The sequence below is a fragment of the Novosphingobium sp. BL-52-GroH genome, assembly GCF_044813085.1.
GTDB lineage: Bacteria > Pseudomonadota > Alphaproteobacteria > Sphingomonadales > Sphingomonadaceae > Novosphingobium.
Window position 1 is genome coordinate 1,122,717 of record NZ_CP171149.1, and the last position, 12,927, is coordinate 1,135,643.

Here is a 12,927-nt window from a genome sequence, read left to right on the forward strand (position 1 = left end):
GGGGCATGGCTGCTGTCCGGAAGGTGTGGGCGCAACTGATCCCGATCGCCGGTGGAGCGCTGGCATCGCAGGCTCGCGCCTTCGAGCGGGCCGGGGTGGAGGGCGTATGGGCGCCGCAGATGTTCGGCGCGCCCTTTGCCACGCTTGCGGCGGTCGCACCGGCGACATCGACGCTCAAGCTGGGCACCGGCATCGCGCTCGCCTTCGTGCGCAGCCCGCTGGAGACCGCGTGCAATGCGATCGACCTGGACCTGATAAGCGGCGGCAGGGTGGTTCTGGGCCTCGGTTCGAGCGCGCAGAGCCAGATCGAAGGGTCGTTCGGCTCGCCCTACGGCAAGCCGCTGGCCCACATGGCCGAGATCGTCAGCATGATCCGGGCGATCGCCGCGAAGCGATCGAGGATTGCCGGGCAACGGTCGCCTATTACAGCCAGTCGCCGCAGTATCTGCGCCACTTCGAGGGCATCGGCTTTGGCCGGGAAGCCGCCACGATACAGGCCGCCTTCGCGCGGGGCGATCTCGCCGCCATGATCGCTGCCTGCCCCGATGCGATGGTGGAGAGCATCGCTGTAGCCGGCCCGCCCGACTACGTGCGCGAACGTGTGGCCCAACGGGCCCGCCACGCCGATGCCATCACTCCCGTCGTCCCCCATCACGGCCTGTCGCAGGAAAAAGCGGTGGCTTATGGCCAGCGCATAGCGGATGTGTTTTATGAATGAGCCCCTCGGTTCGAAGACCGCAGCCATGGAAGGCGGCGGGCTCTACAACCGCCACTCGGGCCTGCAGCATGCCAACCTGCAGACGGCGCTGCCTCTGCTGGAGGAGGCGGCCCGTCTGATCGGCCAGTCAAGCGCCGGCCTCGCGGTGATTGCGGACTATGGCGCGTCGCAGGGGCGCAATTCGATGGGGCCGATGGGACGCGCCATCGATCTGATGCGCCAGCAGGATGAGGATCGGCCGGTGCAGGTCTTTCATGCCGATCTGCCGTCGAACGATTTCACCTCGTTGTTCACGTTACTGGCCGACGACCCGGCCAGCTACCTTTCAGGTCGCACCGCGGTATATCCGACGGCGATCGGCCGCTCGTACTTCGAAGCGATCCTGCCGCCATCCAGCGTCGATCTGGGATGGTCGTCGAACGCCCTGCACTGGATGAGCGAGAGCCCGGTGGAGGTGGACGATCACGCCTGGGCCGTCTTCAGCGCATCACAGGCGGCTCGCGACGCGGTGGACGATGTGCTGGCACGCGATTGGCTCCAATTCCTGACTGCGCGCAATCTCGAACTGCGCCCTGGCGGCCGCTTGATCTGTCAGTTCATGGGACGCGGAGAGAGCGAACTGGGCTTCGAATGGATGGCAGGGCTGTTCTGGCAAAGCATCGTGGAACTGCGGGAAGAGGGACACCTCACCGAAGCCGAGACGCAGCGCATGACGGCCCCGTCCGCAGGGCGATCGCTCGCCCAGGTAGCCGCGCCGCTGCAGTCGGGTGAGGTTCCGGGATTGGAAATCGATCACCTGTCGCTCTTCGAATCGCCCGATCCTTTCTGGGACGAGTATCAAGGCACAGGCGATGCACGAAGACTTGGAGAACAATGGTCGTGCATGATGCGGGCGGCCAACGGGCCGAACTTCGCAGCCGGACTTGATGTCTCGCGCGACAGGAACGCCCTTCTGGATCGGCTGACCGACCGTCTCGCCGCGCGCATCGCGGCTGCGCCACAGCGTAGCCGCTCTTGGAACGTCCTACTTTCGGTCACAAAATCGAAATAAACTCTGAAAAACTGGCGCGTCTTGGCAGATGGCCTTCACACGACCGGTATGCTCAACGGGCTGCGATCGCAAACGTAACTGCGACCCAACATTCCCGGGGAGGAACACAATGAAGCATTTTCTATTCGCGACATGCTCGATAGGCTCCATGCTGGTCGCTGGCGCGGTGCATGCGCAGGAACAGGATACGGCTGCGGCCCAGACCGAAGCGCGCCGTCCCGTGTCGAGTTCGGAAGACATCGTCGTTACCGCGCGCCGCGTCGAGGAAAGCGTGCAGTCGACGCCGGTTTCGGTTACGGCGCTGAGCGGCGCGGATATCGCCAAGTCTGGCATTACCGATACGGCCGACCTGATGATGAGGACGCCCGGCGTCTACCTCGGCGGTTCCGGCGGCCGCGAGAATTCGGTTTTCCAGATTCGCGGCATGGCCAAGGCCCGCAGCGGCTTCAACTCGCCCGCCGTCGTCAGCTATTTCGCTGACGTTCCCCAGCCGACCTTTGGCAGCAGCGTTGCGACATACGACCTTGCCTCCGTACAGGTCCTCAAGGGACCCCAGGGCACGCTGTTCGGACGCAATACCATCGGCGGCGCAGTACTGTTCTATCCCGCCGCGCCGACCTATAATATCGAGGGTTACGTGGAAGCGTCCTATGGACGTTACAACAATGCATCGCTCGAGGGAGCGCTCAACGTGCCCATTATCGACGGCAAGGTTGCGCTTCGCGTAGCCGGGCGGATGGAGACGCACGACGGCTATACCAAGAACATCCTGAATGGGAAGCGCTTCGACGACACCGATTCGCGTGCTGTTCGCGCCTCGCTGCTGATCGAGCCGGTAGACGGCGTGAAGAACGTCACGATCTTCGACTACTACAAGAACGACTACAACGGCGACTCGTTTATCGTCCGCAACGTCCGCTCCTTCAGCCCGCTGCTCGACAACGCACTGGCGCTGCGTCCGGCCGCGCTGCAGGCGCTGGCGGACCAGCAGGCCCGCGGGCCTCGCAGCGTGGCGGTGACCGGGGAACCACTCAATCGCAGCCGTCGCCTCGGCGTGACCAACCGTACCGACATCGACATCACCGACGACCTCTCGTTCACAAACATCTTCGGCTATCGCCGCACGGAGGTCGACTACCATGCAAACGTTGGCGGTTTTGGTCCGCTCGTCTCGGGCAATCCGGCGCTTGGCGGGGCGGCGTTTACCGTCTTTCATGCCGGTGCCATCAACAATACCGAACAGTACACGAACGAAGTGCAGCTCAAGGGAACCGTCGGCGCGGTCGACTGGCTTCTCGGAGGGTTCTACCTGAAGAGTGATCCGTTCGGTCCGACCGGCACAGGCAGCAATGCGCTGAGCACATCGACCTCGTATCTGAACGTCTTCAACTACAGTTTCTACCACGAGCGCAGCAAGGCGCTGTTCGGTAACGTCAACGTACGTCTCGACAACCTGGTCGAGGGCCTGCGCTTTGGTGGCGGCTTCCGCTATACATGGGACAAGATCACTGCCTGCACGGCGACGGACACGGTGACCGGCGGGACCGTCGATCCCGATGACTGCAACGCCAGCAATCCCCTTCTCCAACTCCCCGCAACGAATGGGGTCAAGTTCAAGGCTCCCACCTGGCAGGCCGGTTTCGACTGGCAGATCAGCCCCGACCTGTTCGCCTATGCGACTACCCACCGTGGCTATCGCGCAGGCGGGATCAACAACCCGACGTTGGGTGGCACGCTCGCACGCTTCCAGACCTACGGGCCGCAGAAGGTCACCGACGTGGAGCTCGGCGTGCGTAGCGACTGGGATCTCGCGGACAACGTCCGCCTCCGCTTCAACATCTCCGGGTTCGTTGGCTGGCACAAGAACATCGCGGCTTCGGTTTCAGGCGTGCGCACGATCGTCGCCAGCTGCACCCCCGGTGCGGCTCCGCCAGTCTCGCCGGACGGCGATTGCAACGTCGCCAACGATCCGCAGTCCGGTACGCTTTTGATTACCGCGGGAACGGCGCGCATCAGCGGCATCGACATCGATGGCTTCCTGAAGATCGGCCACTTCACGTTGAATTATGGCGCGAACTTCCTGAAGCCCAAGTCGACCGGATTCGATATTCCGGCGGAGCTTGCCGCGTATATTCCGCCCAATTCCGCGATCGCCTTCGATTTCGTCGCCAAGCGCACGTTCACCCTGGGTGCGGACTACACGACACCGCTGGGAGATGATGGCTCTGAATTCACGGCCCATGCGGACCTTTACAAGACCAGCGACGTATCTTTCACCGACTCGTCGCTTGAAGGATATACGCTGGTCAATGCCCGACTTGACTACAATAACGTATTCGGCAGCAATGCCGGAATCAGCCTCTACATGAACAACGTGTTCGACAAGGTGTACGAACAGAACGGTGCATTCGACGGTCCCGGGGCGGGCTTCAAGACCGTGATCCTTGGCGCGCCACGCCAGTATGGTGTGCGGCTGCGCTATCAGTTCTGAGCGTATGCCGGGCCGGCGAGCGAGGAGGAGCGCTCGCCGGCCTTTTTTTCATGCCGCGGCTACGGCTATGGGCAGGTGCGGCAGCCGTTCAGGAAATGCTGACGGTCCGCGTGTCGAGCGCATTTATCTGATCGGGTTTCGGTGCGGTTCGGACGCCAGAATCACCGGGTTGGCGAAGAATATGATCTGCGACAGCGCAAAATAGGTGCCTGGGGAAATACCAAGGCTTTGCGGAAAATATGCTTGCACTGCCGTGCAAGGCCGCCGCTGTTGATCGACGCGCCGACCAGTCTGGGGACCACTTCGTAGAGCGGTCATTCACCTCTCACGATGCTCGTCATGCGTAAGAGGTGCATCGTCGCAATCCGCTTCAGCACTTTCTCTACCGGTAGGGCCGGATCGAGCACCGCACGCAGAGCTCCATCGCGTACGGGACCGACCGTAACACGCGGTGGAGGAACAAGTCGGACTTGTCGTGTAGATCGTCGCCCGTCCGATGCGGCCACGGCTGCGACCTCGTGGAGGTTCGCGCCATCCAGGCTTTTGTCCAGAAACTCGCTTGAAGCCGCCCCTAGGATGCCCAACGCCGCGGGCATTTACGCTTGGCGCCGCTGCGGAACGTACTGACGTCGCAAGGGGGCAGGCGAGCCTGCCGCGAGACGGGCTGTATCAACGATCGTTGCAACAGCCGCAGGCAACCCGTGAAAGACTGCCTGCGGCCCAGAAGTGCGCAGGGATGCGCGAGTTGCTACGCCTGCAGGTAAAGCTTGCCGATATGACGCGCGCGGGGTGTCGAAGTATCCCATTCGAGGGCGTCCGGGCGATCTGCCAGTCGCAGGCCGGGCATGCGCTCGACGACCTTCTGGATCAGCACGGGCACGACGTTGCGGGTGATCGCATTGCCGATGCAGGTGTGCATGCCATAGCCGAAGGCCAGGTGATCCTTGAGGTTCGGGCGGTCGATGTCGAACGTGTAAGGGTCGGGATAGACTTTCGGGTCATGGCACGCGACGCCCAGCATGACGTAGGTTGGCATGCCCTTGGGAATGACCTTTCCACCCACTTCGTTGTCTCCGGCGGAAAACCGCATGACCAGCGAGACTGGCGGGTCGAGACGCATGCTTTCTTCCAGCACGTTGATTGCCAGCGACGGGTCCTGGCGCACGCGTTCGGCGATTTCGGGGTGCTTGGCCAGGTTCATCAGCGAAGCGGCCGCCGCGCCGGCGACGGTCGACACGCCGCCGATCAGGAGCACGATCATCATCGCCATCATTTCGTCGTCGTTGATGGCGCCGTCCTCGGCGCCGTCGGCGATGACGCCCACGAGGTTGTGGCATTCGCCCCGGCGCGCCAGTTCCTGCTGCTCCTTGCAGAACGCGGCGCCTTCGGCCCAGGCATCCAGATAGGCCTGGGGCTTGGGGTCGCCCGGCCGCATCTTGTCGAGCAGGGGCAGGGTCATGACGTACTTCATGAAGATCGGCTGATCCTTGTCCTCGATCCCCATGAAGCGGCGCAGCAGGGTATCGATCGACATGACCTTGGTGAAGTCGCCCAGCGCCTCGAACGAGCCGCCCTCGGCCAGGATCTTGTCGATCAGCGAGTCGATGAGGATGGCCGCCTGCTCGTTCAGCATCTGGGTGCGCTTGGGCGTGAAAGCGGGGTTCACGACCTTGCGGCGGCGCGTATGGTCTGGCGGATCAGAATAGTTCATCACCGGCAGGCCGTTGAAGAAGTCGATGCGCTCCATCCCCGGAAGGCCCTTGGGCTTGAGGCTGGAGAAGGCCTTGAAGTTGCGCAGGACGGCCTGGCACTGGGCAAAGTCCGCGACATAGGCGGACGGCACGCCTTCCATCGTGATGAAGCCGGGGGATTCCGCCAGCAGCAGTGGGTGATACTTTTCCGGTTGCTCGCGAAATTCCGCGCTGAAGGGGTCGAAATCGGAGAACTCCAGCCCCTCCACGTTTTCGACAAATTGGGTCGCCATCCGTTCTCTCCCGGCGTTCAAATTCGAATGTTCGTTATCCCGCCGATGCGATCGCAAGACCAACCATCAAAACCCGTCAGTTCCCGTCGGTGGCGGCTCTCCTGCCTGTCGACAGGTGCCAACTGCTGCATCCGCGCGCCCCGTGGAGATTGGGACGGCGCTTCCGAGCGTCGAAGATGGCCGTGCGAGACGGCTGAGGAGATCGCTTCCATGGGTAGACTAAACGCAAAGGTCTGCATCGTTACCGGCGGGGGGAGTGGCATCGGCCGTGCCAGCGCTCTGGCCTTCGCGCGGGAGGACGCGACGGTCATCGTCGCCGATATCCGGGGGGAAGCTGCAGAGGCGACTGCGCAGGCGGTTCGCGATTCGGGTGGCGTCGTCCGGGCGATGACAGTCGATGTGGGCGAGGAAAGCGATCTGGAACGCATGATCGGACAGACGGTCGCCGATTTCGGGCGCATCGACGTGCTATTCAACAATGCGCTCTACGTGAACCGCGATCATGCGATGCGCGACATGGATTTCCTGGCGTTCGATCCGGAAATCTTCCTTGCGAACCTGCGCGTCAACGTTCTGGGGGCGGTGTTGGCCAGCAAACTGGCAATCCCGCATATGTTGGAGCGAAAGGCCGGCTCGATCATTTCGACGTCGTCGGGCAGTTCGATGGGCGGCGACATCACCGCCTACAGCTATGGCTCGTCCAAGGCGGCGCTCAACTGGTTCGTGCAGTCGATCGCGGCGACCTACGGCAAGCAGGGCATCCGCAGCAACGCGATCCTGCCCGGCCCCACGCAGACCCCAGCTAAGCTGGAATGGTCGACGCCCGAGATGGACCGGCTGTTCCTCGACGTGCTCAACACCCCTTTCATCGGCGAGCCCGAGGACATTGCGGCGATGGCGCTTTTCCTGGCCTCGGACGAATCCCGCTACGTCAACGGCATGCTCTATCCCGTGGATGGCGGGCAGAGCTGCACCGTACCGTTCATCAGCGTGACCCGCAAACTGGCCAACGGCTGAACCGACAGGAGAGAGACATGGGCATTGAACTGGAAACCAAGGTTCGCGCCTTCTGCGCGGCCTGGGGCGACGGCAGCGACGAGAGCCGGCCGGACGTGGAGGCGATCCTGGGCATGATGGCTCCCGATGCCGAGTGGCAGCTATGGGTGCCGGGCGGCCCGCTCGTGCGCGGCAAGGAGGCGCTGCGCGAAGAGATCGTCCGCCAGATGGCCTTCGCCACCAACAACAAGTGCAACGAGGTCAACATCGTGTCCAACGACCGGATGGTGATGCAGGAGCGCTCGGATACGGCAATCATCATGGGCCGCCCCTGTCCCCACCAGATGGTCGCGATCTACGAGTTCGACGAGCAGGGCCTCATCTCGCGCTGGCGCGAATATCTCGACATGGCCGACCTGACGCGCAAGATGGGCATCGACGAAGCGGCTGCCGGTGGAAGCGCGGTCCCCGCCTGACCTGAACGGGACCGCCCCTGTCGTGGCGGCGACATTGGCCGCTCCACGGCGGGTGATCGCATTTCAAAGGTGCGGGCGCAGGACCAAGGCGCGTTCGCCTTCGCGGGTCGCCATCACGGCCGTTCCGGGGGGCAATTGTTCAGGCACCTGGGCGCGGACTATCGGCAGGGGATTCGGGCTGCCCGGTGCCGGACCGCGCAGGTTCGTCTCGTCGTCGATATAGAGGGTGACGTCTCCGCTCTCGTCGGTCGTGATCGTAACCTGGTCCGCGCTGCTGGCCTTCACCGTTCCGACCACCGGCAGGTTGCTCGACCGGCGGACCGCGCGAATATCCAGCGAAAGGCGGAACCTGTCGGAGCTGTTGCCAAGGCCGTAATGCGGCATGGACTTGATGAAGATCAGCACGTCGCCGGGGCGATAGTGCGCGCGGCTCCAGCTATCCTCGGGGATGACCGGGCCGGCGGTGAACCCGACCTTGCCGTCCACCACGTCCATGTACCCGCGCTCGTGCTGGCCCTCGGCGATGACGAGGCCGCCGACTTTCTCGTCGATGTCGTTGAGCGGAATCCAGCAGGTGACGAAATCTATGCCCGGATTGGACATGCCATCCTGGTGCAGGCCCAGATAGGCCTTGTCGTCACCGCCGGGCGTGGGCGCGACCAGCCGGTAGTAATCGATGGGAATCCAGTAGATTTCGTCGCCCAGCGCTTCTTCGAAGAAGGCGTTGATCCTGGGGTCCTTGACGAAGGACTGCCATACCCGGCGCTGGTGCAGAGCATCGAAGGTAGCGGGGAAATCGACGATCGGGCGCCCGTTCCACAGCGGCTCGCCATCTTCGGAATCGACGAGTTCGAGCGCCTTGAGTTGCGACACGTATTCGCGGCGAAGGGCGGCCAGGGCATCCTGGTCAAGAACGTCGCGGAAGAACCAGTAGCCGTGTTCGGTCCATATCCGGTCAAGCGCCTGGCGATCGCCCAGCGCGTGGTTCGACACGATCAATTCGCGCATTTCGCTTGCTCTCCTTGGCGCGGTGAAAATCAGATCAGAAACAGTAAGAGGAGCATCGCGCAGACCGCGACGACCCATCCCTGGAATAGCCACAGCAGCAAAGGCGGGGCGTGGCGCAGCTCCATGAACTCGCGCCCGACCAGCAGGAACCGGCTGCGCAGGATCGGGAGCGTTGCGGGAGCTTCCTTCCCAGCAGATACAGAAGGGCGAAGAGGACGATCCACAGCAGGTCGACGAGATGCCAGAAGGCGCCGCTGCCCTCCATCAGCGCAACGCTGGGCATACGGCCAGTCCGGTCGAAATGCGACAGTATGAAACACAGCACGCCAAGCCCGACGAGCACATGGACCAGGTGGATTCGGGTGAACATAGAGTAGTAGATCGCGGTAATGGGCGGCTACCGCGGCCGCCGGCATCGCCGGGCCCAGCGGCGGGAACATGCGCGCCACCGGCCATATGCCCAGGAACATCGACGTACCGGCGACTGCCCCCATATAGGTGCACCGTTTCATCGTCGTGTCCTTGCCGTCCATCTCCGTCCCCACGACCGTTCGTTTCCGGTGTTCGTGCGCCATCGTGCGGAAGACCGGGTACGAGACCACCCGCCTTCCGATAGGGTTCGCAAGGGCGCCACCCACTGCACATGACGTCAAGAGAAGCGGCGGCGACGAAGGCGGCAGGACCGTCCGGCGGCAACGGAGAACGGATGATGACCGACATCGAGGCCAACAAGGCCGTTGCGCGCAGCTACATGCGGGCGGTCGAGGAAGGCGACATCGCCACGATCGAGGCGCTGCAGCATCCCGAATGCACTTGGTGGATCCTGGGCCACGGCGACATGAGCCGGGAGCAATTCATTGCCGGCGTCGAAGGTGGCCTGCTCACGGCGCAGCGACGCACTGCCGAGGTCGTCGGCATCACCGCGGAAGGCGACCGCGTCGCCATCGAGGTGCGCGGCGAGATGGTTTTCCCCGACCGCGTCTATCGCAACGAATACCACAACCTGCTGATCGTGCGCGATGGCCGGATCGTGTCGGGCAAGGAGTACATGGATACCAAGGCCGTGGCGGAAGCTTTCGCGGTGCAAGGGAGTGAGGCGCAGTGACCGAGGCAGGCCTCAACAACTACGACGAGGCCGCCGTCGCGCGCATCGTCGATTTCGTCGAACAGTTGACGGGGGGCAAAGTCGTCGGTCTCGAGAGACTGATACGCTGGCGGCCTTCGTGGTTCGTTGACGTCCGGGTCGACGGTTCCGTCCGCCGCATTCACCTGCGTGGCGATCGCGGCGGCGACGTTTCGATCTTTCCCGACCTCAAGCGCGAGGCCGACGTGATCGAAATCCTGCACCGGCACGGTCTGCCGGTACCCGAAATCCACGGCTACCTCGCCGATCCGCCGTGCATCGTGATGGAAGCCATCGAGGGCACCCGGGATTTTTCGGATCTCGATGACCCGGTGCGCAGCGCGATCGGGCGGGACTACATGCGCGCCGTCGCGGCTATGCATGCCCTGCCGCTCGAACCGTTCGTGGCGGCAGGCATCGCGGCGCCTCAAGGGGCGGAGGCGATCGCCCTGGCGGGGCTCGATGCCTACATGCCCCATTACCGGCGGACCAAGAGCCGCCCCGAGCCACTGCTGGAATTCGTCATCCAGTGGCTGCGCCGCAACGTTCCGGGCAACCGCTCCAAGGGCAGCTTCATCCAGTTCGATTCCGGGCAATACCTCGTCCATGGCGGGGAGATGACCAAGCTCTACGACTTCGAGTTCTCGATGATCGGCGATCCGCTGGTGGATATCGCCACCATGGGCATGCGCAACAGCTACGAGCCGCTCGGGGCGCCGCTGGCCGAACTGGTGCGCTACTACGAGGAGGCGATCGGAGAGCCGGTCGATCACGACGCCGTCGTCTTCCATGTACTGCAGTTCTCGCTGCTGGGAACGATGCAGTTCGCCGGGACCGTCGGCAAGCCAAGTCCCGGCGATCCGCATTCGGTCTACCTGATGTTCGATCTGTCGCTGCGCCGATCCATCCTGCTCGCGCTGTCGCGCCTGAGCGGCGTCGCCTTGCCCGAGCTGCCCGCGCTGCCCGATCCGGCCCAGAGCAATGCGCCGCTGCTGGCCAAGCTGGTGGACACGCTGCAATCGCTGCCTGTGACGGGCGAGGGCCCGGCCGCGCACAGGGAGCAAGTGTCCGAACTGGTCGAATGGGTCCAGCGCGCAGACGATTACGGCGTCTGGATGACACAACGCAACATCGCGGACGTCTCTGCGCTGCTGGGCACCGCATTCGCGCACTGGGCCGACGCGGAGCAGGCTCTGGAGGACCACGTGCTGGAAGCGCCTGCCTCTCGGGATGCGGCTATCATTGCGGTACTCGCGGCCATCGAAGGCAGGCGGCTGCAGGTGTTCGGGCCGACCAGGCTTGGCCTTGCGGCGCGCAATGTGGTGCTGCCTGTGACGCGCGAAGAACCCGTGTCGGCGATTTCCGAATAGCCGAACGGGATGTTTTGAAAAACGGAAGAGAGACATCATGAGAGAGCGTATCGTGCTGGTGACGGGAGCGACGCGGGGATTGGGACGCGGCATGGCCCGTGGCTTCGCCTCTCGTGGCCATACCGTGGGGGTGACGGGCAGGGACGCCCGCCAACTCGCGCAAGTCGTCCAGGAGATCGAACGAGCCGGAGGGCAAGGCTTCGCCCTCGAATGCGATCATCGCGACGATGGCGCGGTGGAAGGCGCCTTCGCCCGCCTCGCCGAGCAGACGGGGGGAAGGCTGGACCTGCTGGTCAACAATGCCGCTGCCGTCTATCCTGCTGATCTGGTTGCGCCCGGGCCGTTCTGGGAAAAGCCGCTCAAGCTAGTCGACATGATCGAGGTCGGTCTGCGCTCCAGCTACGTCGCGGCTTACCATGCCGCGAAGCTGATGGTGCCGCACGGCAAGGGTCTGATCGCCAGCATTTCATTCTACGGCGCGGTCTCGTATTTCCATGGACCGGCCTATGGCGCTGCCAAGGCGGGAACGGACAAGATGACCGCCGACATGGCCGTCGATCTCGCGCCTCATGGCGTGAGCGCGGTGTCGCTATGGCCGGGCTTCATCCTTACCGACGCCGTGAAGGCGATGCCGCCGGAGCACATTCCCGAGGAATTGCGCGCCATGCTGCCTTCCTGGGAGACGCCTGAATTTTCCGCGCTGGTGCTCGATCGCCTCGCGGACGATCCGGAGCTGCCGGCACTGTCAGGCAAGGCGCTGATCGGTGCGGAACTGGGCGAGCGCTATGGCGTATCGGACGAGGGCGGCAAGCAGCCTCCGTCCTACCGGGCGACGATGGGCGCGCCGCTTTCGTTCCTCGGGGTCGCGTAAGGCTACGTTCCAAGCCAATCACAGGGAGGATGCGATGATCGATGCGGTGCTCGTGGTGCTTACGAAGGCGATACCGGGCCGCGAAGCGGACATGGAGGACTGGTACACCAATATCCACGTCCGGGACGCCCTGCGGTTTCGCGGGTCGATCGCGGCGCAGCGCTTCCGCCTCGCCGACGCCCAGCCTTGCGCTCCCGAAGATTTCGACTGGCAGTATCTTGCGCTTTACGATGTCTTCGATCCCGTCCGGTTCAGCAGGGAGCATCTCGATAACGCGCTTACCTCGCGCATGCAGGTATCGAGTGCGATCGACGACGGCGAACTGTACGATTTTCATTACTACCCGCTGCGTTTCCAGGACAACGACCCCGAAACCGGGCATGAGGGCGGTGTCGTTCTCGAAGAATTCGCATGCGTCGAAGGGCGCGGAAAAGAGTTCGCCAAATGGTACGCTGAGCACTATTTTGGCGAGGCTGCGGAGCGGCCGGGCGTAAAGTCCGCCGCATTCCTTGTGTACCGCGATTTCGGCCAGATGATTCCCGTCCAGCCTAAGTACCGTTACGTGGCGATTTATCGCACGAACGACGCAGCAGCCGCACGAGACGCGTGGTCGGGCGCGGATGCCATCCTGGGAGCCAGGCACCTGCTGTTGCCAGACGGCATTCGCATCACCCAATGGGACCCCGCCACCGCGCGTCTCACCAAGGATGACGTCCAGCATCCCACGGCCGCCGGCCTTGGCGAAGAGGAGCGGGCGAGGGCGCGAATGGGCGAGGACGTGCGCACGCAGGGGCTCGACAAGTTGGCGGTGCACTGACGGGCGTCGATCGAACCGACCC

The 12,927-nt window shown here is 63.6% G+C and carries 13 protein-coding genes; 10 read left to right on the plus strand and 3 right to left on the minus strand.

Annotated elements, in window-relative coordinates; translation table 11 throughout:
• The first annotated feature begins 5 nt into the window (after nucleotides 1-5).
• From ACFFDA_RS04815 to ACFFDA_RS04830, 4 genes are all read left to right on the plus strand, one after another.
• Nucleotides 6-530, plus strand: coding sequence for an LLM class flavin-dependent oxidoreductase (locus tag ACFFDA_RS04815; protein WP_404476500.1), 525 nt, complete (start codon nucleotides 6-8; stop codon nucleotides 528-530).
• Complete coding sequence (locus tag ACFFDA_RS04820; protein ID WP_404476503.1) at nucleotides 527-718, plus strand: hypothetical protein; 192 nt, start codon at nucleotides 527-529, stop codon at nucleotides 716-718. The genes ACFFDA_RS04815 and ACFFDA_RS04820 overlap by 4 nt, the downstream gene beginning before the upstream one ends.
• Nucleotides 711-1,769 (plus strand): hypothetical protein, encoded by a 1,059-nt coding sequence (locus ACFFDA_RS04825; protein ID WP_404476505.1) that lies wholly within the window; start codon nucleotides 711-713, stop codon nucleotides 1,767-1,769. Before ACFFDA_RS04820 ends, ACFFDA_RS04825 begins: the two co-directional genes overlap by 8 nt.
• Nucleotides 1,770-1,917: 148 nt before the next feature.
• Entirely contained in the window at nucleotides 1,918-4,260 is a 2,343-nt protein-coding gene (locus tag ACFFDA_RS04830) for a TonB-dependent receptor (protein ID WP_404476507.1), read from the plus strand.
• Nucleotides 4,261-5,008: 748 nt separating this feature from the next.
• Here the strand turns inward: ACFFDA_RS04830 and ACFFDA_RS04835 are convergent.
• Nucleotides 5,009-6,244, minus strand: coding sequence for a cytochrome P450 (locus ACFFDA_RS04835; protein WP_404476508.1), 1,236 nt, complete (start codon nucleotides 6,242-6,244; stop codon nucleotides 5,009-5,011).
• A gap of 210 nt (nucleotides 6,245-6,454) precedes the next feature.
• On the opposite strand from ACFFDA_RS04835, the gene ACFFDA_RS04840 reads away from it, so the two are divergent.
• Entirely contained in the window at nucleotides 6,455-7,261 is an 807-nt protein-coding gene (locus ACFFDA_RS04840) for an SDR family NAD(P)-dependent oxidoreductase (RefSeq protein WP_404476511.1), read from the plus strand.
• 17 nt (nucleotides 7,262-7,278) lie between these two features.
• Entirely contained in the window at nucleotides 7,279-7,716 is a 438-nt protein-coding gene (locus ACFFDA_RS04845) for a nuclear transport factor 2 family protein (RefSeq protein ID WP_404476512.1), read from the plus strand.
• A 63-nt stretch (nucleotides 7,717-7,779) separates the two neighbouring features.
• On the opposite strand, the gene ACFFDA_RS04850 is transcribed toward ACFFDA_RS04845, so the two are convergent.
• Both ACFFDA_RS04850 and ACFFDA_RS04855 read right to left on the minus strand, forming a co-directional pair.
• The gene (locus tag ACFFDA_RS04850) at nucleotides 7,780-8,724 is read right to left on the minus strand and encodes a phytanoyl-CoA dioxygenase family protein (RefSeq protein ID WP_404476513.1); all 945 of its coding nucleotides are present in this window, start codon (nucleotides 8,722-8,724) and stop codon (nucleotides 7,780-7,782) included.
• A 29-nt stretch (nucleotides 8,725-8,753) separates the two neighbouring features.
• Complete coding sequence (locus tag ACFFDA_RS04855) at nucleotides 8,754-9,257, minus strand: hypothetical protein (protein ID WP_404476514.1); 504 nt, start codon at nucleotides 9,255-9,257, stop codon at nucleotides 8,754-8,756.
• A gap of 173 nt (nucleotides 9,258-9,430) precedes the next feature.
• Here ACFFDA_RS04855 and ACFFDA_RS04860 point away from each other — a divergent pair, with 173 nt between their 5' ends.
• From ACFFDA_RS04860 to ACFFDA_RS04875, 4 genes are read left to right on the plus strand one after another with little or no spacing between them, the layout of a single operon-like run.
• On the plus strand, nucleotides 9,431-9,829 hold the full coding sequence (locus tag ACFFDA_RS04860; RefSeq protein ID WP_404476517.1) for a nuclear transport factor 2 family protein: 399 nt from the start codon (nucleotides 9,431-9,433) through the stop codon (nucleotides 9,827-9,829).
• A complete protein-coding gene (locus tag ACFFDA_RS04865; RefSeq protein WP_404476519.1) occupies nucleotides 9,826-11,217 on the plus strand; it encodes a phosphotransferase family protein in 1,392 nt (463 codons plus the stop codon). The genes ACFFDA_RS04860 and ACFFDA_RS04865 overlap by 4 nt, the downstream gene beginning before the upstream one ends.
• Before the next feature lie 37 nt (nucleotides 11,218-11,254).
• Nucleotides 11,255-12,088: an SDR family NAD(P)-dependent oxidoreductase gene (locus tag ACFFDA_RS04870; RefSeq protein WP_404476521.1), complete on the plus strand. Its 834-nt coding sequence runs from the start codon at nucleotides 11,255-11,257 to the stop codon at nucleotides 12,086-12,088.
• 34 nt (nucleotides 12,089-12,122) lie between these two features.
• Nucleotides 12,123-12,905 carry a hypothetical protein gene (locus ACFFDA_RS04875; protein ID WP_404476523.1) on the plus strand — a complete coding sequence of 261 codons (783 nt, stop codon included), beginning with the start codon at nucleotides 12,123-12,125 and terminating at the stop codon, nucleotides 12,903-12,905.
• The last annotated feature ends 22 nt before the right edge of the window (nucleotides 12,906-12,927 follow it).

Bases quoted from the DNA above. Each gene is read 5' to 3' on its own strand.
- ACFFDA_RS04840 (WP_404476511.1), top strand. From the start codon at position 6,455: ATGGGTAGACTAAACGCAAAGGTCTGCATCGTTACCGGCGGGGGGAGT.
- ACFFDA_RS04835 (WP_404476508.1), bottom strand. From the start codon at position 6,244: ATGGCGACCCAATTTGTCGAAAACGTGGAGGGGCTGGAGTTCTCCGAT.
- ACFFDA_RS04855 (WP_404476514.1), bottom strand. From the start codon at position 9,257: ATGGACGGCAAGGACACGACGATGAAACGGTGCACCTATATGGGGGCA.
- ACFFDA_RS04820 (WP_404476503.1), top strand. From the start codon at position 527: ATGATCGCTGCCTGCCCCGATGCGATGGTGGAGAGCATCGCTGTAGCC.
- ACFFDA_RS04850 (WP_404476513.1), bottom strand. From the start codon at position 8,724: ATGCGCGAATTGATCGTGTCGAACCACGCGCTGGGCGATCGCCAGGCG.
- ACFFDA_RS04825 (WP_404476505.1), top strand. From the start codon at position 711: ATGAATGAGCCCCTCGGTTCGAAGACCGCAGCCATGGAAGGCGGCGGG.
- ACFFDA_RS04870 (WP_404476521.1), top strand. From the start codon at position 11,255: ATGAGAGAGCGTATCGTGCTGGTGACGGGAGCGACGCGGGGATTGGGA.
- ACFFDA_RS04860 (WP_404476517.1), top strand. From the start codon at position 9,431: ATGATGACCGACATCGAGGCCAACAAGGCCGTTGCGCGCAGCTACATG.
- ACFFDA_RS04830 (WP_404476507.1), top strand. From the start codon at position 1,918: ATGCTGGTCGCTGGCGCGGTGCATGCGCAGGAACAGGATACGGCTGCG.
- ACFFDA_RS04815 (WP_404476500.1), top strand. From the start codon at position 6: ATGGCTGCTGTCCGGAAGGTGTGGGCGCAACTGATCCCGATCGCCGGT.
- ACFFDA_RS04875 (WP_404476523.1), top strand. From the start codon at position 12,123: ATGATCGATGCGGTGCTCGTGGTGCTTACGAAGGCGATACCGGGCCGC.
- ACFFDA_RS04845 (WP_404476512.1), top strand. From the start codon at position 7,279: ATGGGCATTGAACTGGAAACCAAGGTTCGCGCCTTCTGCGCGGCCTGG.